General features: G+C 41.6%; 21 protein-coding genes and 1 other annotated feature. All 21 genes read right to left on the bottom strand.

From position 1 onward, the window contains the following. Positions 1-49 precede the first annotated feature (49 nt). On the bottom strand, positions 50-1,054 hold the full coding sequence (locus AA0Y26_RS21835) for a sensor histidine kinase (protein ID WP_413364079.1): 1,005 nt from the start codon (positions 1,052-1,054) through the stop codon (positions 50-52). Beyond that, positions 1,054-1,731 carry a response regulator transcription factor gene (locus AA0Y26_RS21840; RefSeq protein WP_413364080.1) on the bottom strand — a complete coding sequence of 226 codons (678 nt, stop codon included), beginning with the start codon at positions 1,729-1,731 and terminating at the stop codon, positions 1,054-1,056. Before AA0Y26_RS21840 ends, AA0Y26_RS21835 begins: the two co-directional genes overlap by 1 nt. Before the next feature lie 121 nt (positions 1,732-1,852). Further along, a complete protein-coding gene (gene tuf / locus AA0Y26_RS21845; RefSeq protein ID WP_413364081.1) occupies positions 1,853-3,040 on the bottom strand; it encodes an elongation factor Tu in 1,188 nt (395 codons plus the stop codon). Between the two features lie 126 nt (positions 3,041-3,166). Then, on the bottom strand, positions 3,167-5,248 hold the full coding sequence (gene fusA / locus AA0Y26_RS21850) for an elongation factor G (RefSeq protein WP_413364082.1): 2,082 nt from the start codon (positions 5,246-5,248) through the stop codon (positions 3,167-3,169). A gap of 77 nt (positions 5,249-5,325) precedes the next feature. Further along, positions 5,326-5,796 (bottom strand): 30S ribosomal protein S7, encoded by a 471-nt coding sequence (rpsG, locus tag AA0Y26_RS21855; RefSeq protein WP_036151980.1) that lies wholly within the window; start codon positions 5,794-5,796, stop codon positions 5,326-5,328. A gap of 50 nt (positions 5,797-5,846) precedes the next feature. Further along, on the bottom strand, positions 5,847-6,266 hold the full coding sequence (gene rpsL, locus AA0Y26_RS21860) for a 30S ribosomal protein S12 (protein WP_004233609.1): 420 nt from the start codon (positions 6,264-6,266) through the stop codon (positions 5,847-5,849). A 98-nt stretch (positions 6,267-6,364) separates the two neighbouring features. Then, on the bottom strand, positions 6,365-6,616 hold the full coding sequence (locus tag AA0Y26_RS21865) for a ribosomal L7Ae/L30e/S12e/Gadd45 family protein (protein WP_413364083.1): 252 nt from the start codon (positions 6,614-6,616) through the stop codon (positions 6,365-6,367). 228 nt (positions 6,617-6,844) lie between these two features. Beyond that, positions 6,845-10,534, bottom strand: a complete 3,690-nt coding sequence (rpoC, locus tag AA0Y26_RS21870; RefSeq protein WP_413364084.1) for a DNA-directed RNA polymerase subunit beta' — start codon at positions 10,532-10,534, stop codon at positions 6,845-6,847. A gap of 232 nt (positions 10,535-10,766) precedes the next feature. Further along, the gene (rpoB, locus tag AA0Y26_RS21875) at positions 10,767-14,327 is read right to left on the bottom strand and encodes a DNA-directed RNA polymerase subunit beta (RefSeq protein WP_413364085.1); all 3,561 of its coding nucleotides are present in this window, start codon (positions 14,325-14,327) and stop codon (positions 10,767-10,769) included. A 244-nt stretch (positions 14,328-14,571) separates the two neighbouring features. Further along, positions 14,572-15,171 (bottom strand): class I SAM-dependent methyltransferase, encoded by a 600-nt coding sequence (locus tag AA0Y26_RS21880; RefSeq protein WP_413364086.1) that lies wholly within the window; start codon positions 15,169-15,171, stop codon positions 14,572-14,574. 266 nt (positions 15,172-15,437) lie between these two features. Next, positions 15,438-15,797: a 50S ribosomal protein L7/L12 gene (rplL, locus tag AA0Y26_RS21885; protein WP_413364087.1), complete on the bottom strand. Its 360-nt coding sequence runs from the start codon at positions 15,795-15,797 to the stop codon at positions 15,438-15,440. A 72-nt stretch (positions 15,798-15,869) separates the two neighbouring features. Beyond that, a complete protein-coding gene (rplJ, locus tag AA0Y26_RS21890) occupies positions 15,870-16,370 on the bottom strand; it encodes a 50S ribosomal protein L10 (protein ID WP_036151992.1) in 501 nt (166 codons plus the stop codon). A gap of 32 nt (positions 16,371-16,402) precedes the next feature. Further along, positions 16,403-16,545, bottom strand: a sequence feature (ribosomal protein L10 leader region). Positions 16,546-16,606: 61 nt separating this feature from the next. Next, positions 16,607-17,305 carry a 50S ribosomal protein L1 gene (rplA, locus tag AA0Y26_RS21895; protein WP_413364088.1) on the bottom strand — a complete coding sequence of 233 codons (699 nt, stop codon included), beginning with the start codon at positions 17,303-17,305 and terminating at the stop codon, positions 16,607-16,609. Between the two features lie 120 nt (positions 17,306-17,425). Next, positions 17,426-17,851 carry a 50S ribosomal protein L11 gene (gene rplK / locus AA0Y26_RS21900; RefSeq protein ID WP_413364089.1) on the bottom strand — a complete coding sequence of 142 codons (426 nt, stop codon included), beginning with the start codon at positions 17,849-17,851 and terminating at the stop codon, positions 17,426-17,428. A gap of 174 nt (positions 17,852-18,025) precedes the next feature. Continuing rightward, positions 18,026-18,565 (bottom strand): transcription termination/antitermination protein NusG, encoded by a 540-nt coding sequence (nusG, locus tag AA0Y26_RS21905; protein ID WP_413364090.1) that lies wholly within the window; start codon positions 18,563-18,565, stop codon positions 18,026-18,028. A 125-nt stretch (positions 18,566-18,690) separates the two neighbouring features. Then, the gene (secE, locus tag AA0Y26_RS21910; RefSeq protein ID WP_413364091.1) at positions 18,691-18,876 is read right to left on the bottom strand and encodes a preprotein translocase subunit SecE; all 186 of its coding nucleotides are present in this window, start codon (positions 18,874-18,876) and stop codon (positions 18,691-18,693) included. A gap of 49 nt (positions 18,877-18,925) precedes the next feature. Beyond that, the gene (gene rpmG, locus AA0Y26_RS21915) at positions 18,926-19,075 is read right to left on the bottom strand and encodes a 50S ribosomal protein L33 (protein ID WP_413364092.1); all 150 of its coding nucleotides are present in this window, start codon (positions 19,073-19,075) and stop codon (positions 18,926-18,928) included. Positions 19,076-19,273: 198 nt separating this feature from the next. Next, complete coding sequence (sigH, locus tag AA0Y26_RS21920) at positions 19,274-19,921, bottom strand: RNA polymerase sporulation sigma factor SigH (RefSeq protein ID WP_413364093.1); 648 nt, start codon at positions 19,919-19,921, stop codon at positions 19,274-19,276. 69 nt (positions 19,922-19,990) lie between these two features. After that, the gene (locus AA0Y26_RS21925) at positions 19,991-20,503 is read right to left on the bottom strand and encodes an NYN domain-containing protein (RefSeq protein ID WP_413364094.1); all 513 of its coding nucleotides are present in this window, start codon (positions 20,501-20,503) and stop codon (positions 19,991-19,993) included. A gap of 5 nt (positions 20,504-20,508) precedes the next feature. Next, positions 20,509-21,261, bottom strand: coding sequence for a 23S rRNA (guanosine(2251)-2'-O)-methyltransferase RlmB (rlmB, locus tag AA0Y26_RS21930; protein WP_413364095.1), 753 nt, complete (start codon positions 21,259-21,261; stop codon positions 20,509-20,511). 3 nt (positions 21,262-21,264) lie between these two features. After that, positions 21,265-21,678, bottom strand: coding sequence for a Mini-ribonuclease 3 (locus tag AA0Y26_RS21935; RefSeq protein ID WP_413364096.1), 414 nt, complete (start codon positions 21,676-21,678; stop codon positions 21,265-21,267).

Below are 21,678 nucleotides of genomic sequence, written 5' to 3' on the forward strand. Positions count from 1 at the left end.
GATTTCGTGCGTTTTACATGACAAAAACAAACGGTACATGACAATTTCGTCACATACCGTAAGATTGATCATATGCATTTTCACAAGGAAATTGGATGGTGACACTTGTCCCTTTCCCTACCATGGAATCTACCTTTAGGCTAATGCCTAATTTGGTTGCTACACTTTTGGCCAAGTACAAGCCCATACCCGTAGCGGCTGATGATTCTCTCCCAACGGTCCCTGTATAAGACTTCTTAAAGATACGCGGGAGATCTTCTGCTTTGATACCTGGTCCAAAATCCTGGATTTGCAGAACCGGATGGCCATCACTATCTTCATAACTCATTATATGAATCATTTCATTAGCAGGACTATATTTAATAGCATTCGATAGTACTTGCCTTACAATGAATCCCAGCCATTTGGCATCTGTTTTGACAACTTGATCGAGCTCTTCCACCTCAAAGCCGATTCCTTTCTCCATACACCAAGATTGGAAATCTCGAATCTCTTTGTATACGATTTGCCGGATTTCTACCTGCTCTAAGCGATTATCCTGCTCGATTGTCAGCAGCCGTGTTTGATGAAGCTGCTGATCGAGCAGTAAATAGATCCGAAGCCACTCCTGCTCCAGCTTAGAACGCAGCTTATCCTCTTTCACTTGTTCAATCATCAATTTAATAGCAGTAAGGGGTGCTTTCATCTCATGTACCCATGCAAGCAAATCATCCGATTCCTCCTGCCTTTGGATACTTAATTCATTAATGATTTGTGCTTTTTCTTCCAGCTCTTTCAAAAACCGTTCCATATACAGGCACTGGAAAGCTGTCAGTCCGATTGGTTCAATGTCCTCCATGACTGTACTGTCTAACAACGTTCGAATAGCCTTTCGATCAGCGAAAAAGCGCCATCCTAAAAATATAACCAATATCACAAACTGAATGATATTAAAGTAAACAATAGAAACACCTGAAAAACCGGCATCTAGGGTAAAGGCTACATTTGACCAAACAAGGGAGATAAGAAAGAAACCAATCCAAGCTGCGTGTTCTTTTAGGAATAGCCACCACATTATTTCTCCACCGCCATGTAACCGAGGCCTTTCTTCGTCACAATTACATCTTCCAGCCCGATCTCTCCAAGCCGCTGACGCAAACGGTTGACATTCACTGTTAACGTATTGTCGTTTACAAATCTCTCATCATCCCATAATTTTCGCATCAATTCATCTCGTGAAACAATTTGATTACTCGCCTTCACAAGAATCTTCAATATAAACAATTCGTTTTTGGTCAGTTCAATCTGTTCCTCATTATAGGTAACAAGCGCTCGGTCATAATCAAGGGTTGCTTCATTCCAGCGAATGATCTCAGTAGGCTGCTCTTTATAGTCATATGTACGACGAAGAACCGCTTGAACCTTTGCAATTAGCACATCCATATGGAAAGGCTTTTGTACAAAATCATCTGCTCCCATCTGCATCGCCATCACCATATCCATCGGATGATCACGAGAGGAGAGGAAGAGAATCGGCACTTTTGAGATGGCGCGTATTTCACGGCACCAGTGGAAACCATCAAATGCAGGCAGTTGAATATCAATAATTACTAACTGCGGCTGCTCTGCTAGAAAGTCATCCATCACTTTTTGAAAACTGCTGGGAGCAACCACCAAAATCGACCATTGGGCAAAACGCTCCTGTATTTGCTCAAAAATTGATGGATCATCTTCTATTAATAATACTTTCATTTTTTCGCCTCCTCTCAATAAGAATACTATAAAAAAACCTTTTATTGTTAATTTTGGCCAAAAACACAAAAAAACCTTGAGAGCGTCCCCTCAAGGTTTTTTAAATTAGCATCAGCTAAAATTATTTTTGGATAGAAGCTACAACGCCAGCGCCTACAGTACGTCCACCCTCACGGATAGAGAATTTAGTACCTTCTTCAAGAGCGATTGGAGCGATTAATTCTACAGTCATTTCGATGTTATCGCCAGGCATTACCATTTCAACGCCTTCTGGTAACATACAAATACCTGTTACGTCAGTTGTACGGAAGTAGAACTGAGGACGGTAGTTAGAGAAGAATGGAGTATGACGTCCACCCTCTTCTTTTGATAAAACGTAAACTTCAGCTTTGAAGTTTGTGTGTGGAGTGATTGAACCTGGTTTAGCCAATACTTGACCACGTTGGATATCTTCACGAGCTACACCACGAAGTAATGCACCGATGTTGTCACCAGCTTCAGCATAGTCTAATAATTTACGGAACATTTCAACACCAGTTACAGTAGTTGATTTAGCTTCTTCTTGGATACCGATGATTTCTACTACGTCACCAACTTTAACTTGACCACGTTCAACACGGCCAGTTGCTACTGTACCACGACCAGTGATAGAGAATACGTCCTCTACTGGCATCATGAATGGTTTGTCAGTTTGACGTTCTGGAGTTGGGATGTACTCATCAACTGCGTTCATTAATTCAACGATTTTTTCTTCCCACTCTGGCTCACCTTCAAGAGCTTTAAGAGCAGAACCTTTGATTACTGGTAGGTCATCACCTGGGAAGTCATATTCAGATAGTAGGTCACGGATTTCCATTTCTACTAATTCTAATAATTCTTCGTCGTCTACCATATCACATTTGTTCATGAATACTACTAAGTAAGGAACACCTACTTGACGAGATAAAAGAATGTGCTCACGAGTTTGTGGCATTGGGCCATCAGCAGCAGATACTACTAAGATACCGCCGTCCATTTGAGCAGCACCAGTGATCATGTTTTTAACATAGTCAGCGTGTCCTGGGCAGTCAACGTGTGCATAGTGACGAGTTTCAGTTTCATACTCAACGTGAGAAGTGTTGATTGTGATTCCACGCTCTTTTTCTTCTGGAGCGTTATCGATGTCAGCGTAAGATTTAGCTTCGCCACCCATTTTTTTAGAAAGAACTGTTGCGATAGCAGCAGTTAAAGTTGTTTTACCATGGTCAACGTGTCCGATTGTACCAATGTTAGCATGCGTTTTCGAACGGTCAAATTTTTCTTTAGCCATTAGAGAAAGCCTCCTAAATATGTGTTTTAGTTTTTTATGTTATAACTGCTGGCCGATAAGGGCCCTTATCAGCCATGCAATCATAGCTTACAAGTTATTTATACTTGATACAAGATGAAAATTCAATTATTCACCTTTATTTTTTTTGATGATTTCTTCAGCAATTGATTTTGGTACTTCTTCATAGTGATCAAACACCATTGAGAATACACCGCGACCTTGAGTTGCTGAACGTAAAGTTGTTGCATATCCGAACATTTCAGATAGTGGAACCATTGCACGTACTACTTGTGAGTTACCGCGAGCTTCCATACCCTCTACGCGACCGCGACGAGCAGTAATGTTACCCATGATATCACCAAGGTACTCTTCTGGAATTACAACTTCTACTTTCATCATTGGCTCTAAGATTACTGGGCTACATTTAGATGCAGCAGCTTTTAAAGCCATAGAAGCAGCGATTTTGAACGCCATTTCGTTGGAGTCAACGTCATGGTATGAACCATCGAATAATTTAGCTTTGATGTCGATTAATGGGTAACCAGCAACAACACCGCGGTCTAAAGAATCACGAAGTCCAGCTTCTACTGCAGGGATGTATTCACGTGGAACTACACCACCAACGATAGCGTTTTCGAATTCAAAACCTGCGCCCTCTTCATTTGGAGAGAACTCGATCCATACGTCACCGTATTGACCACGACCACCAGATTGACGAGTGAATTTACCTTGAACTTGAGCAGAACCGCGGAATGTTTCACGGTAAGATACCATTGGAGCACCAACGTTAGCTTCTACTTTAAATTCACGCTTCATACGGTCAACTAGGATGTCAAGGTGAAGCTCACCCATACCAGAGATAATCGTTTGACCAGTCTCTTGGTCTGTATGTGCACGGAATGTTGGATCTTCTTCTTGAAGTTTTTGTAAAGCTTGACCCATTTTATCTTGGTCAGCTTTTGATTTTGGTTCTACTGATAAAGAGATAACTGGCTCTGGGAATTCCATAGACTCTAGGATAACAAGATTTTTCTCATCACATAGAGTGTCACCAGTAGTAGTATCTTTAAGACCTACAGCAGCAGCGATATCACCAGCGTAAACTTTTGAAATTTCTTCACGGCTGTTCGCGTGCATTTGAAGGATACGACCTACACGTTCACGTTTACCTTTAGTAGAGTTTTGTACGTATGAACCTGAATCTAATGTTCCAGAGTACACACGGAAGAATGTTAATTTACCTACGAATGGATCAGTCATAACTTTGAATGCAAGAGCTGCAAATGGCTCTTCATCAGAAGAATTACGTACTAATTCCTCTTCACCATCCACATCAGTACCTTTAATTGCAGGTACATCAACTGGAGATGGTAGGTAATCGATTACTGCGTCAAGCATTTTACGTACACCTTTGTGTTTGAATGCTGTACCGCAGATTACTGGGTAGAATTCTACTGCGATTGTAGCTTTACGAATAGCAGCTTTTAACTCTTCCTTCGTAATTTCTTCACCAGCGAAGTATTTCTCCATGATATCTTCATTAACTTCAGCAATTGCTTCGATTAATTTTTCACGGTATTCTTCAGCTTGTGCTTGATATTCTTCAGGAATTGGTTGACCTTCGCGTAATGCTGTACCTTCTTCGTTGTCGTAGTAAGTTACATCCATTTCCACTAAGTCGATGATTGCTTTGAACTCATCTTCAGCACCGATTGGTAATTGGATTGGGTGTGCATTCGCTTGCAGGCGGTCATGTAAAGTGCCTACAGAGTATAAGAAGTCTGCACCCATTTTATCCATTTTGTTGATGAATACGATACGAGGTACGCCGTAAGTTGTAGCTTGACGCCATACAGTTTCAGTTTGAGGCTCAACACCTGATTGAGCATCAAGGACTGTTACCGCACCATCAAGTACACGTAGAGAACGTTCTACCTCTACAGTGAAGTCTACGTGTCCTGGAGTATCGATGATGTTTACGCGGTGCCCTTTCCATTGAGCTGTTGTCGCTGCAGAAGTGATTGTAATACCACGTTCTTGCTCTTGCTCCATCCAGTCCATTTGAGAAGCGCCTTCGTGAGTTTCACCGATTTTATGAATCTTACCAGTGTAATAAAGGATACGCTCAGTTGTTGTTGTTTTACCAGCATCAATGTGAGCCATGATCCCAATATTACGTGTATTCTCTAATGAGAATTCGCGTTTCATAGGAAATTTCTCCTTCCATATTGGGTTAAAACTGTTAAGTATAATTCATGCTCTAGCAAGCTAGAGCATGAATGAAATTACCAGCGGTAGTGAGCAAATGCTTTGTTTGCTTCTGCCATTTTGTGCATGTCTTCACGTTTCTTAACTGAAGCACCTGTGTTGTTAGATGCATCTAGGATTTCGTTAGCTAAACGCTCTTCCATAGTTTTTTCACCACGAAGACGAGCATAGTTAACTAGGTAACGAAGACCTAAAGTAGTACGGCGTTCTGGACGAACTTCAACCGGTACTTGGTAGTTAGAACCACCAACACGGCGAGCGCGTACTTCAAGAACTGGCATTACATTGTTTAATGCAGCTTCAAATACTTCTAGTGGATCTTGACCAGAACGTTCTTTAACAAGTTCGAACGCACCGTATAAAATCTTTTGAGAAGTACCTCTTTTACCATCAATCATCATTTTATTGATTAAACGAGTTACTAGCTTTGAGTTATAAAGTGGATCTGGTAACACGTCACGTTTGGAAACAGGACCTTTACGAGGCATGTGTTTTCCTCCTTTCAGATAAATATCTATTTAAGAGTTTTTCGTTTTAATTATTTCTTTTCTTTAGGGCGTTTTGTACCGTATAGAGAACGTGATTGCATACGACCGTTTACACCAGCAGTATCAAGAGCACCACGTACGATATGGTAACGAACACCCGGTAAGTCTTTTACACGACCGCCACGGATAAGAACAACACTGTGCTCTTGTAAGTTGTGGCCTTCACCTGGGATGTACGCTGTAACCTCGATTTGGTTAGTTAAACGTACACGAGCGTATTTACGTAACGCTGAGTTAGGTTTTTTAGGCGTCATAGTACCTACACGAGTACAAACACCACGTTTTTGTGGAGATTTAACATCAGTTAAAGATTTTTTAAATGAGTTATAACCTTTGTTTAACGCTGGTGAGTTTGATTTCGTGATTTTAGATTTACGAGGCTTACGTACCAATTGGTTAATTGTAGGCATCGATTTTTCCTCCCTTCATTGAGTCCTTTTAATACCACACATCCAGGTGGTTCATTTTTTGGGTAAAAACAAAGTCTTTGTGTACAACTACACAAAAACTACATCGCAGTAATCGCAACAATCGCAGCTCCAACATGAATGCCGCAAGCATTTCCGAGTTCTTTCTTTGACTCGACGAGATGAACTGGTATCCCGATTTCTTTCGCGAGAAGAATGGCCGGATCGGTTACCCAACTGTCTGCATCAAGTGCGACAAAAACTTCGAGTACTTGTCCAGCACGCATTGCTTTCACTGCCTGCTTTGTACCTATGATTGTTTGACTGGCCTGTTTAATCTTTTCATAAGACATTTTCATATCCTCCAAAAGCACAGACAGTTAACTATCAACCTTGAATATATTATCATTCCTAATTCCAACTGTCAACTAATATCTTCAGAAAAACATACCCCGACCCTCTTGGATCGAGGTGATGTATTTCTCTGCAGCAGCTCATACCACTGCTAGAAAGTCCCACAAGGATTTATCTTCTTTATACAGGGAGAGGGAAGCGGGAAAGCCGCCCTTTTCCCTTGCATTTTATTCGAATGACGTTAATTCTGCTTCTGTTGCAGGCTCATCGTCTGCAATACGGATTTGACGGTAACGTTGCATACCAGTACCTGCCGGAACAAGTTTACCGATAATTACGTTTTCTTTCAGTCCTAGAAGCTCATCACGCTTACCTTTGATTGCAGCGTCTGTTAACACACGCGTTGTTTCTTGGAATGATGCAGCAGATAAGAATGATTCTGTTTCAAGAGATGCTTTTGTAATACCTAGAATTACAGGACGGCAAGTTGCAGGGTTTTTACTATTCAACACCGCTTCTGTATTCGCTTCAAGGAATTGGTGAATGTCTAGTAATGAACCAGGCAGTAATTCTGTGTCACCTGCTTCGATTACACGTACTTTACGAAGCATTTGGCGAACCATTACTTCGATGTGCTTGTCACCAATTTCTACCCCTTGCATACGGTATACTTTTTGTACTTCTTTCAACAGATACTCTTGAACTGTTGCTACATCTTTTACTTTCAGTAATTGCTTTGGATCGATAGAACCTTCAGTAAGGATTTGACCTGGTCTAATCATGTCATCTAATTGAACTTTCAGACGAGCATTGTAAGGCGCTTGATACTTACGAGTTTCTACGTCACCTTGGATCGTAATTTCTTTTAAGCCTTCACGGATTTCTTCGATTTCCACTACTTTACCTGTAATCTCAGAGATAACCGCTTGCCCTTTCGGATTACGCGCCTCGAAGATCTCTTGGATACGTGGAAGACCTTGTGTAATATCGTTTCCGGCTACCCCGCCTGTATGGAATGTACGCATTGTTAACTGTGTACCTGGTTCCCCGATGGATTGAGCTGCGATAATACCAACCGCTTCCCCAACCTCAACTTCGTCACCAGTTGCCAAGTTCATACCGTAACATTTTTTACATACACCATGTTTTGTATTACATGTGAATGCAGAGCGGATTGTTACTTGATCAATGCCAGCTTCATCAATAGCTTTTGCTACGTCTTGAGTGATTAGGCCGTCACGCTCTAAAATAACTGCACCTGTTTCTGGGTGAAGAATTGTTTTCTTCGTATAACGACCGATGATACGCTCATCAAGCATTTCGATAATCTCATTGCCTTCCATCAGCGCACCGATTGTTAAACCACGGTCAGTACCACAATCATCCTCACGAACAATTACGTCTTGTGCTACGTCTACTAGACGACGAGTCAGGTAACCTGAGTCAGCCGTTTTTAACGCTGTATCGGCAAGACCTTTACGCGCACCGTGAGTCGAGATGAAGTACTCTAATACTGTTAAACCTTCACGGAATGAAGATTTGATTGGTAACTCAATGATACGACCAGCCGGGTTGGCCATCAGACCACGCATACCAGCAAGCTGCGTAAAGTTAGATGCGTTACCACGTGCACCAGAGTCAGACATCATGAAGATTGGGTTTGTTTTTTGTAATGAGTCCATCAGCTTGCCTTGGATTGTATCCTTCGCTTTTGACCAGATCTCGATTACGCGGTCATAACGCTCTTCCTCAGTGATTAAACCACGACGGAATTGCTTCATGACTTTATCTACTTTTGCCTGTGCATCTTCAAGGATCTCACCTTTTTCAGGTAATACTTCAATGTCAGAAACCCCTACTGTAATCCCTGCACGAGTTGAATATTTAAATCCTAGATCCTTCATACGGTCAAGCATTTTAGAAGTCTCAGTAATTTTGAACATCTTGAATACTTGTGCGATGACATTTCCTAAGAATTTCTTACGGAACGGCGGCACAGCTGGAATAGACTCAAAGTGCTTACGTAAAACTGCTTGACGCTGCGCCTCAATCTTTTCAGCTTCTGATAGAGCTTTATACTCTTCCGATGCCTCTAGCTCTGCAAGTGTTTCTTCATCAATTGATAAATTCACGAAGTATTTCTCAGGTGTTTTGTCTTCTAAGTTTGTATCTGTTGGCTCATTAATGTAAGGGAATGATTCAGGTAAAATTTCATTGAAGATTACCTTACCAACAGTAGTTAATAAGAACATTTTGTTTTGCTCTTCTGTAAACGTCTGGTTGTTTAAAGAAGCTGCTTGGATAGCAATACGAGTGTGTAAGTGTACATGACCAGTTTGATATGCAATTAACACCTCATCTGAGCCGTAGAAAATAGAGCCTTCACCACGAGCACCTTCACGCTCAAGAGTTAAGTAGTAGTTACCTAATACCATATCTTGAGATGGAGTTACTACCGGCTTACCATCTTTCGGGTTCAAGATATTTTGTGCAGCTAGCATTAGTAAACGTGCTTCAGCTTGTGCTTCAGCAGATAAAGGTACGTGAACCGCCATTTGGTCACCATCGAAGTCAGCGTTATAAGCTGTACATACTAGTGGGTGTAGACGAATTGCACGGCCTTCTACTAATGTAGGCTCAAATGCTTGGATACCAAGACGGTGAAGCGTTGGGGCACGGTTCAGCAATACTGGATGCTCACGAATGACATCTTCAAGAACGTCCCATACTTCATTGTGCATGCGCTCAATTTTGCGTTTTGCCGATTTAATATTATGTGCTAGACCTCGCTCTACCAATTCTTTCATAACGAAAGGCTTGAATAGCTCAATTGCCATTTCTTTTGGCAGACCACATTGGTACATTTTTAAGTTTGGACCTACTACGATAACCGAACGACCAGAGTAGTCAACACGTTTACCAAGTAAGTTTTGACGGAAACGACCTTGTTTCCCTTTCAGCATGTGCGAAAGTGATTTTAACGGACGGTTACCAGGACCTGTTACAGGACGGCCGCGACGACCGTTATCAATCAGTGCATCTACTGCTTCTTGTAACATACGTTTTTCGTTTTGTACGATAATGCTTGGTGCACCAAGGTCCAATAAACGTTTTAAACGATTGTTACGGTTAATTACTCGACGATAAAGATCATTCAAATCAGAAGTTGCAAAACGCCCACCATCTAATTGCACCATTGGACGAAGCTCTGGTGGAATAACCGGTAGTACATCTAAAATCATCCAAGAAGGCTTGTTGCCTGAGTTACGGAATGATTCTACTACTTCAAGGCGTTTAATCGCACGTGTGCGTCGTTGGCCTTGAGCTGTTTTCAACTCTTCCTTCAATGTAGTTGTTTCTACTTCTAGATCGATTTGCTCTAAAAGTTTTTTGATGGCTTCTGCACCCATCGCTGCTTCAAACGAGCTGCCGAACTTTTCACGGTATGCACGATATTCCTTCTCAGAAAGAAGTTGTTTATGTTCTAAGTTTGTACCTGCAGGGTCGATTACTACGTAAGATGCGAAGTAAATCACTTCCTCAAGTGCACGTGGAGACATATCTAAGATAAGACCCATGCGGCTTGGAATCCCTTTAAAGTACCAAATATGTGATACAGGAGCAGCTAATTCGATGTGTCCCATACGCTCACGACGAACTTTTGCACGTGTCACTTCCACACCACAACGGTCACAAACTACACCTTTATAGCGTACACGTTTATACTTACCGCAGTGACATTCCCAGTCTTTTGTTGGTCCAAAGATTCGTTCACAGAAAAGACCATCTTTTTCTGGTTTTAATGTACGGTAGTTGATTGTTTCAGGCTTCTTAACCTCACCATAAGACCAAGAACGAATTTTGTCCGGAGAAGCTAAACCAATTTTCATATATTCAAATTCATTAACGTCTATCAAGGAGCCTACCTCCCTTTAGTATAAGTCCTCTAATGACTCTTTCCGAAGCTCGACAATTTAACGGTTGCAAGATGCATCATAACTTGTGATGACGCCCTCGCTGTGTAGATAAGGATAAGTTTCATACCTATCCACCAAAAAAAGTTTAAACCGAAAACCGATTAAACTTTTGTACAGAAAAAATAATGATTATAAAAAACGGGCAGGCAATACCTGCCCGTGGAAATACTACTTATTCGAATGACTCTGCAGGCTCTTCATCTGTCATCGGTGCAATATTTAATGCATCTGCAGGCTGAAGATCATCTTCATCATCTAAATCGCGAAGCTCTACTTCTTCATCGTTGATTGTTAACATCTTAACATCCATACCTAAAGATTGAAGCTCTTTGATTAATACTTTGAATGACTCTGGTACTCCTGGTTCTGGAACACTTTCACCCTTAACGATTGCCTCGTATGTTTTCACACGGCCGACAACGTCATCGGATTTTACAGTTAAAATCTCTTGTAACGTATATGCAGCACCGTATGCTTCAAGTGCCCAAACCTCCATCTCACCAAAACGCTGACCACCGAATTGTGCTTTACCACCAAGCGGCTGTTGCGTTACCAATGAGTAAGGACCAGTTGAACGTGCGTGAAGCTTATCATCTACCATGTGGGCAAGTTTGATCATATACATGATCCCAACTGATACACGGTTATCAAATGGCTCACCTGAACGTCCATCATACAGTATTGTTTTACCATCACGGTTCATACCAGCTTCTTCCATTGTCTCCCAAACATCTTCCTCGTTAGCGCCGTCAAATACAGGAGTAGCCATGTGTACGCCTAGGTAGCGTGAAGCCATACCTAAATGAAGCTCTAAAACTTGTCCGATGTTCATACGAGATGGTACCCCAAGTGGGTTAAGCATGATATCTACCGGTGTGCCGTCTGGCATGAATGGCATATCTTCTTCCGGTAAGATACGAGAGATAACCCCTTTGTTACCGTGACGTCCGGCCATTTTGTCACCAACGCGGATTTTACGTTTTTGAACAATGTAGACACGAACTAATTGGTTAACACCTGGTGGCAGCTCATCGCCATCTTCGCGGTTGAATACTTTTACATCAAGAACGATACCGCCAGCTCCGTGAGGTACTTTTAATGATGTATCACGTACTTCTCGTGCTTTTTCACCAAAGATTGCATGTAATAGGCGTTCTTCAGCTGTAAGCTCTGTAACTCCTTTAGGTGTTACTTTACCTACTAGAATATCACCATCACGAACTTCCGCACCGATACGGATGATTCCGCGTTCGTCTAGATTACGAAGCGCATCTTCCCCTACGTTTGGAATATCACGCGTAATTTCTTCAGGTCCTAATTTTGTATCACGAGACTCTGACTCGTATTCTTCAATATGAACAGAAGTATATACATCGTCTTTTACAAGGCGTTCGCTCATAATAACAGCATCCTCATAGTTAAAGCCGTCCCATGTCATGAACGCAACAAGTACGTTACGACCAAGCGCTAATTCGCCGCGCTCCATTGATGGACCATCTGCTAAAATATCACGAGGTTTTACACGGTCGCCAACCTTTACGATTGGACGCTGGTTATAAGAAGTACCTTGGTTAGAACGAATGAATTTTTGTAACTTGTATTTTGTTAAATCGCCTTTAACTTCCTTGCCGTCTACTACTTCAATGCGGCGTACGTGGATCGAACGTGCTTCAACATGTTCGACAATTCCATCGTATTTTGCAACTACGGCAGCACCTGAGTCACGCGCGTCAACGTGTTCCATACCTGTACCAACAAATGGTGATTCAGGATTTAATAACGGAACTGCTTGACGTTGCATGTTCGCTCCCATTAATGCACGGTTTGAGTCGTCATTTTCCAAGAACGGGATACATGCTGTGGCAGCAGATACTACTTGCTTCGGAGATACGTCCATGTAATCGATCACATCGCGTTTGAATACAGTGTTATCACCACGGAAGCGGCCTACAACTTCTTCATTTGCAAATGTGCCATCTGCATTTAGAATCGAGTTCGCTTGCGCTACTACATAGTTATCTTCCTCATCGGCAGTTAAGTAGTCGATTTGATCCGTTACGCGACCTGTTTCAGGATCAACACGACGGTACGGCGTTTCAATGAAACCAAATTTATTTACTTTGGCGAACGATGAAAGCGAGTTAATCAGACCGATGTTCGGTCCCTCTGGCGTTTCAATCGGACACATACGACCATAGTGAGAATAGTGAACGTCACGTACTTCCATACCAGCACGTTCACGTGTTAAACCACCAGGTCCTAATGCAGAAAGACGACGTTTGTGCGTTAATTCTGCAAGCGGGTTTGTTTGGTCCATGAATTGCGACAACTGAGAAGAACCGAAGAACTCCTTAATAGAAGCAATAACAGGACGGATGTTGATTAATTGCTGTGGTACGATGGCAGCAGTGTCGTTGATTGACATACGCTCACGCACAACACGTTCCATACGAGATAAACCGATACGGAATTGGTTTTGCAGAAGCTCCCCAACTGAACGTAGACGACGGTTACCTAAATGGTCAATATCATCCGTGTTACCAACACCATATAATAAGTTGAAGAAGTAAGATACAGAAGCTAATACGTCAGCTGGCGTAATATTCTTCACTTCTTCATCAATATAAGCATTTGAAATAACATTAATTTCTTTTTGAGATTCATCGTTAGGTGCATAGATTTTAATTGATTGGACTGTAATATCATCCTCTAATACGCCGCCAACTTGTGATAGCGTACGGAAGCCAATACCCTTCTCTAAATAAGGAATTAATTTATCCAATGTACGGCGGTCAATTAACGCGCCCTTTTCAACTAAAATTTCACCAGTCTCTGGATCTGCCAGTGTTTCTGCAATCGTTTGGTTAAACAAACGGTTCTTGATATGCAGCTTTTTATTCATTTTATAACGACCAACATTCGCTAAATCATAGCGTTTTGCGTCGAAGAAACGAGAGTAAAGTAAGCTTTTCGCACTTTCAACTGTTGGCGGCTCGCCTGGACGTAGACGCTCGTAGATTTCAAGAAGCGCTTTTTCAGTGCTTTCTGTGTTGTCCTTTTCAAGCGTATTACGCAGATACTCGTTATCACCGATAATATCGATGATTTCTTGGTCAGAGCCAAAGCCTAATGCACGTAACAATACTGTTACAGGAAGTTTACGTGTACGATCGATACGAACGTAGACAACATCCTTTGCATCCGTTTCATATTCAAGCCATGCACCACGGTTAGGAATAACTGTAGCGCCAAAGCCTTTTTTACCGTTTTTGTCAGTTTTATCATGGAAGTAAACACTTGGAGAACGAACTAACTGAGAAACGATAACACGCTCAGCACCATTGATGATAAATGTGCCTGTTTCCGTCATTAATGGGAAGTCACCCATGAAGACGTCTTGCTCTTTTACCTCGTCTGTTTCTTTGTTGTGTAAACGTACTTTTACGCGTAATGGCGCAGCATACGTTACGTCACGTTCTTTACACTCATCGACATCATACTTCGGATCGCCTAATGTATAGTCGACGAACTCAAGTGAAAGATTACCTGTAAAATCTTCGATTGGAGAAATGTCGTGGAACATCTCGCGCAATCCTTCTTCAAGGAACCACTCATAAGATGCTGTTTGGATTTCGATTAAGTTCGGAAGCTCCAGCACCTCGTTAATACGCGCAAAGCTTCTACGCTGGCGGTGTTGTCCGTACTGAACTAGTTGACCTGTCAACTCATTCACCCCTCAATAAAGCGATAATAGGTCTTTGCAAAATCAACCAAATGGTGTATGATTTCGAAAGACAAAAAGAAAACGAGACGCTCATTTGATCTCATTTTCGGTTAAACTAAACTTATTTTTGAACAGTCTGCCCTACCAAATTACATTTTAATACAAAAGGGCATACTTCCTCAAAATAATAATTTTGCATTTTATTATGTTATCATAGTCGATTTGTCAAGTCAATCTTTTCTAATGAGGTTGATTATTTTTTTGCTTTTATAATCCAGTAGCCTTTTTTCTTCTCGACTACTTCTACTTCAGAAAACAATTCTTCTAGATGACTGACTGTTGATGGGGCTCCCTGTTTTTTCTGGATAACTATCCACAGCTCGCCGCCCTCGACTAGCTTTTCATAAGACTCATCATAAAACCTAAAAATCGTTTCTTTCCCCGCGCGGATTGGCGGATTTGTCAAAATGGCTGCCGCCTGTATATCTCCTACCGCAGCAAGACCATCACTTTCAAAAATACGTACATTTTGAATCCCGTTCAACTTTGCATTCTTCTCTGCAAGCGTAATCGCTCTTGTATTGATATCCATCATATGGACAAATCGCTCAGGATTCGCCTTGGCAATCGACAACCCAATCGGGCCATAACCACAGCCAACGTCTAATACGTCACCGGCTGCTTCAGGCATGTCAAAGGCATCGATTAATACACGGGACCCAAAATCTACTTCGCTTTTACTGAACACTCCAGCATCTGTTTCAAATGTAAAACTGTGTCCAAGCAAAGTAAATTTCCATTGGCGTGGTTTACTTTCCGTTTGAGGTTTATTCGAATAATAATGATCAGACATAGCACAACACGCCCCTTACTTTCTGAATTAGAGGAAGCATTTCCATGCGTCATCGCTGATTAGAAAGGTATTTAAGAAGAAACTGCGGCACGTTTATACATTGCAGTCTGCGCGGTCTTCTTAGCAGGCACAGATGCCTGTACATTTCTATCACTCAAAAATTTGCACTCTCTTATACATATAATTACAAAAAAATTCGTTTTCTATTCGCTAAAAAGAAAAGCCCGTCACATTGACGAGCTTTTTCTTATGTCATAGAAATTAAATTATTTAACTTCTACAGATGCGCCAACTTCTTCAAGTTTAGCTTTGATTGCTTCAGCTTCTTCTTTAGAAGCGCCTTCTTTAAGAGCTTTAGGAGCGTTGTCTACTACTTCTTTAGCTTCTTTTAAGCCAAGACCAGTGATTTCGCGTACCACTTTGATAACTTTGATTTTCTCAGCACCAGCAGATGCTAATACTACGTCAAACTCAGTTTTTTCTTCAGCTGCTGCAGCACCGCCAGCAACTACAGCTACAGGAGCTGCTGCTGTTACACCGAATTCTTCTTCGATTGCTTTTACTAAATCGTTTAATTCAAGAACTGTCATAGATTTGATAGCTTCTAAGATTTGCTCATTGTTCATTTTAATTTCCTCCTATTGGATGTTTTATATTTTTAGGCGGCTACGCCAATTTTTGAAGTTTCGGGGCTACTATTAAGCACCTTGCTCTTCTTTTTGTTCTGCAACAGCTTTTGTTGCAAGTGCGAAGTTGCGCACTGGAGCTTGAAGTACAGATAAAAGCATTGATAATAGACCTTCGCGTGATGGAAGTTCTGCAAGAGCTTTAACGTCTTCAACAGATGCGATTGTACCTTCGATAATACCAGCTTTGATTTCCAACGCTTCGTTTTTCTTAGCGAATTCGTTGATAATTTTTGCTGGAGCTACTACGTCTTCATTTGAGAACGCAACAGCGTTTGGTCCAGTCAAGAATTCATTAAGTCCATCCACACCCGCGATTTCAGTAGCACGGCGAGTTAAAGTGTTTTTGTAAACTTTGAACTCAACACCAGCTTCACGTAGTTGTTTACGTAATTCTGTAACTTGAGCTACAGTTAATCCACGATAGTCAACAACTACTACAGAGCTAGCTGCTTGGAATTTACCAGCGATTTCTTGAACTTGAACTGATTTAGTTTCGATTGCTTTGCTCATGATGACACCTCCTATTAGAATGAGTCATTTATACCGACAAAAGAAAAGCCCTTATGTCTGGTAGACACAAGGGCAGAAAGTCATCATCTTAAAAGAATCCGAACTCCTATGTCCTCGGTAGGATCATTAAGTGACAAGTCACTCCTACTGTCTACGGTACAAATGGATGATTCACAACAGCATCCATCTTACCAAGTAAGCGGATTGTTGTCAACTACTTTTTTTAAAAAGCTATATTATTTAATAACTACAGATTGAGCGTCAACTTTAACAGCTGGACCCATTGTAGTAGTAACGTTTACAGATTTCATGTAAGTACCTTTAGCTGCCGCTGGCTTAGCTTTTTGGATTACATCGAATACTGTCAAGAAGTTTTCAACTAATTTTTCTGCTTCGAAAGAAACTTTACCGATAGGTGCGTGGATGATACCAGCTTTGTCAGCACGGTATTCTACTTTACCAGCTTTGATTTCTTCGATTGCTTTTGTTACGTCGAAAGTAACTGTACCAGTTTTAGGGTTTGGCATTAAACCTTTAGGTCCTAATACACGACCAAGCTTACCAACTTCACCCATCATGTCTGGAGTTGCTACGATTACATCGAAGTCAAACCAGCCTTGTTGGATTTTTTGGATATACTCTGCATCGCCTACATAATCAGCACCAGCAGCTTCTGCTTCTTTTAGCTTTTCGCCTTTAGCGAATACTAATACGCGTTGTGTTTTACCAGTACCGTTTGGAAGCACAACTGCGCCACGGATTTGTTGGTCATTTTTACGAGTATCGATTCCTAATTTGAAAGCTACTTCTACAGTTGCATCGAAGTTTACTGTGCTTGTTTTTTGTGCAAGAGCGATTGCTTCTGCCGCTTCGTATAATTTAGAACGGTCTACTAATTTAGCCGCATCTTGTAACTTTTTACCTTTTTTAGCCATTGTAATTTCCTCCTTGATTGTGGTTGTAACGGAATGAACCTCCCACGAATAAAGGTTGCGCACCCAAGAGTGCAGCAACCTTCCAAAAACAAATGCATCATCAAGTCTTTGAAGATGGGATTAGTCTTCGATAACGATACCCATGCTTCGTGCAGTACCTTCAACCATCGCCATTGCAGCTTCTACAGATGCAGCGTTTAGGTCAGGCATTTTTTGTTCAGCGATTTCGCGAACTTTATCACGTTTAACCGTTGCAACTTTTTTACGGTTTGGTTCACCAGATCCAGATTGGATACCAGCAGCTACTTTAAGTAAAACCGCAGCCGGTGGAGTTTTCGTAATGAAAGTGAATGAACGGTCTTCGAATACTGAAATTTCAACCGGAATGATTAGACCAGCTTGATCAGCAGTACGTGCGTTGAACTCTTTACAGAATCCCATGATGTTTACACCTGCTTGACCTAGTGCAGGACCAACCGGTGGAGCTGGATTAGCTTTACCAGCGGGAATTTGAAGTTTTACAACCTTAATTACTTTTTTAGCCACGAGACACACCTCCTTAAGTCCGTGATGTGGTCTTAGGGTTGCCCCTCCCACTCATATCTGTCTGTCGGCTTAAATCCGATAACATTAAACATTTATCTATCACACTGAATAAATTGACAGTCTGACCTATGAAATGATAACACTTTTATTTCATTCATGCAAGTAGGAATGATTCTATATTTTGCGAATTTGTGCAAAATCAAGTTCCATCTTTGTTTCACGGCCAAACATATCAACCGTTACTTTCACTTTGCCTTTTTCAATATCAATTTCCTCTACTCTACCTTGGAAGTGCGCAAAAGGCCCTTCTAGTACTTCCACGACCTCGCCGACTGTTACAGCAATATCACCGATTGCAGTCTCGTTCATGCCCATTTGTGCAAGTAAGCGCTCTGCCTCTTCCGGAAGAAGCGGTGTCGGTTTTGCACCTCCGCCTGATGAACCGATAAACCCTGTTACACCCGGCGTATTACGTACTACATACCAAGAATCATCAGTCATGATCAGCTCCACTAGAACATAACCCGGGAACACTTTACGCATGACCTTTTTTTTCTTGCCGTCTTCTTTAATATCAATTTCTTCATGCTCTGGTACGATCACACGGAAGATTTTATCCTGCATGCCCATTGTTTCTACACGCTTTTCAAGATTCGCCTTCACTCGGTTTTCGTAACCCGAATAAGTATGCACTACATACCAATTTTTCTCCATAGACTCTGGACTACTCGTCCGTCCCTCCCTCTATTCCTTGTGATGCCATTTGCCACACAAATTTTTCGCCAAATGAAAAAACCCGTTATTTCACGAAGACGGGCTATTTCATCAATATACTATTATTATAGTTCCAAGAACCAACGTAACGCCTCGGAAACACCTAAATCCACTACCGTAAAGTATAAAGCAGCAAAAATAACAGTGACAATTACGACAACTGTATACTTTGTTAACTCTTTACTTTTCGGCCAGCTCGTTTTACGCATTTCTGAGCCAACTTCACTTAAAAAGTTTGTAATCTTGCTCATCTTCTAGCTTAACCTCCGAACAAATCGTTTCTTTAAGTTATCAATCAATTTATAACGTTTGCTTGTGCACGGTATGCTCATTACAATGCGAACAAAACTTTTTCAGTTCCAGACGCTGTGCTTCATTGCTCGATTTCGCCGGCATCGAATAATTTCGAGTACCGCATTTCTCACAACTTAAAATGACTTTCTTAGCCATTTAAACCACCTATTTTCGGCATTATGTCTAGTCAAGACTACCACCTAATATACGTACTGTCAACAAGCATAAAGCCGAACCTGCGACATCCTCCAGAGGTTTCTAATTCCTTCACCAACTGTTCAAACACTCAATCATACGCAACTTACACGGCTATTTATCTAGCTGTCTATAAGAGTCTGAGTCTGCTGAAGGCAGTTAAAACAATTCGCCATATTCCAAATGACGCTCTAGCTTGCGCTTTACGCGCTGAAGTGCATTGTCAATCGACTTTACATGACGGTTCAATAGTTCAGAGATTTCATTATAGGAACGTCCTTCTAGATAAAGGGCCAGTACCTGCTGTTCGAGTTCGCTTAGTACCTCGCCCATCTTTCCTTCCAATCTGCTATACTCTTCTCTATTAATCATCAAATGCTCAGGATTATCAGATAGCGGACTGATAATAATATCCATCAGCGTCCGCTCTGACTCTTCATCATAAATCGGCTTATCAAGCGAAATATATGAATTTAACGGTATATGTTTTTGACGGGTAGCTGTCTTAATAGCTGTAATAATTTGGCGAGTTATGCACAATTCAGCAAATGCCCGGAATGATGCAAGCTTGTCCCCCCGGAAATCCCGGATAGATTTATAAAGCCCAATCATTCCCTCCTGGATAATGTCCTCCTTGTCCGCTCCGATTAAGAAGTAGGACCGTGCCTTCACTTTCACAAATAGACGATATTTCGTAATTAAATAATCTAACGCATCTGTATTGCCTAAATGAACCTGTTCCACAAGTTCCTCATCTGACAGTTCTTCAAAGTGCTGTACGACTTGCAATTTTTCGCTTTTAAGCAATATTCTCACCCCAGTACGCCAGAATCATTAGAAATAGTATAATAGAATTGGAAAATAACGGTCAATAAATTATTTTAAACCTCTACGCCACTTTTCTAGTGTTAAAGCGATATCATCCGGCAGCTGAATACGGCTGGATGGCCTACCGCTTTGTGTTTCTTTAACCTTTTGAGAAATATTTGTCTGAATAATATCAAGTTCAATTTCAAGCTCTCTTGCAGATTTCCGTAATGCACCATGTCCAAAGACAACATTTTGTTCGGTCATGTCTGAAGTCGCAACATGAACTTGGATTTTACGGCCCTTTAATTCATTTGAAAGCTTCTCAATACGCTCGTCCGCCGTCTCGTTTTTCCGTGTATAAATGACTTCTACCTCATGCTGTAAGTATAACTGCTCAGTACCAGGTACGAGGTGGGCATCAAATACAACGATGACACGCCAGCCCTTCACTGCTTTATATTCGGCCATTAGCTCTACCAATCGGTCACGTGCATCCTCGAAATGTTCATCTCGCAGAGGGCGCAGCTCCTTCCACGCCCCGATCATGTTGTAGCCATCTACCAGCAAAATATTTTGCATATCCGTTATCCGTTCTGTTCTTGACGCTTGCGGTATACCTCATACATTAGGAGTGCCGCAGCTACGGAAGCGTTTAGCGAGGTCACATGTCCGATCATCGGAAGGTGGTAAAGGAAATCGCATTTCTTTTTCAGCAGCGAACTCATTCCTTTCCCTTCACTTCCAATAATGATGGCAAGAGGTAAAGTTGCATCCATTTTTCGATAGTCGGCTGATCCCTTCGCATCTGTACCTGCAATCCATACTCCGCGCTCTTTTAGCTCATCCACCGTCTGAGATAAATTTGTCACCCTTACAACCGGAACATGCTCAATGGCGCCTGTAGATGCTTTTGCCACTACCGCAGTCAAGCCGACTGCACGTCGCTTCGGAATGATAATGCCGTGTACCCCAATTGCATCAGCTGTCCTCATAATAGATCCTAGATTATGAGGATCCTCCAATTCATCTAAAATTAAGAAGAAAGGGTCTTCCTTTTTCTTTTGTGCTGCTGTAAATAAATCTTCCAATTCAGCGTATTGATAGGCTGCAACTGACGCAACAATTCCTTGATGATTTGCATCTGTCAGCTGTTCAACCTTTTTCTTTGGCACGAACTGCACAAGAACACCACGTTCTCTGGCCAAATCCAGCAGTTCATTAATACCTGCCTTCTTTACACCCTCTGCAACCCATAATTTATTTATTTCACGACCTGAACGAAGCGCTTCTAATACCGGATTTTTCCCTGCGATCATTTCGCCATTTTGTTCCGCCATCTCCTACACTCCCTTCTGCTGCTCAATAATATTTATTGCGTAATCAATGATTTGTTCTGCACGCTCTATATGTTTTAGTAAATATAAATACCCTAATACCGCTTCAAACCCAGAACTGTTACGGTATGTTTGGACATCTGTGTTTTTGGGCACTGTTCCTGACTTGGCATTACGCCCACGCCGGAAGACAGACAGCTCTTCCTCCGACAAAAATCCTTCCTCCACCATTTGATGGACGACGATTGATTGGGCTTTTGCTGATACATATTTTGTTGCTTCTTTATGGAGTGTATTCGGCTTTACACGTCCTGCCAATAAAAGATGCTCACGGATTTTTTGTTCGAGTACGGCATCCCCCATATAAGCAAGCGCTAAAGCATTTAATTGCTTTACATCTTCAGATCGAAGTTTCATCAT

Origin of the sequence: Lysinibacillus canaveralius (assembly GCF_047301505.1) — a bacterium.
Lineage (GTDB): Bacteria > Bacillota > Bacilli > Bacillales_A > Planococcaceae > Lysinibacillus_B.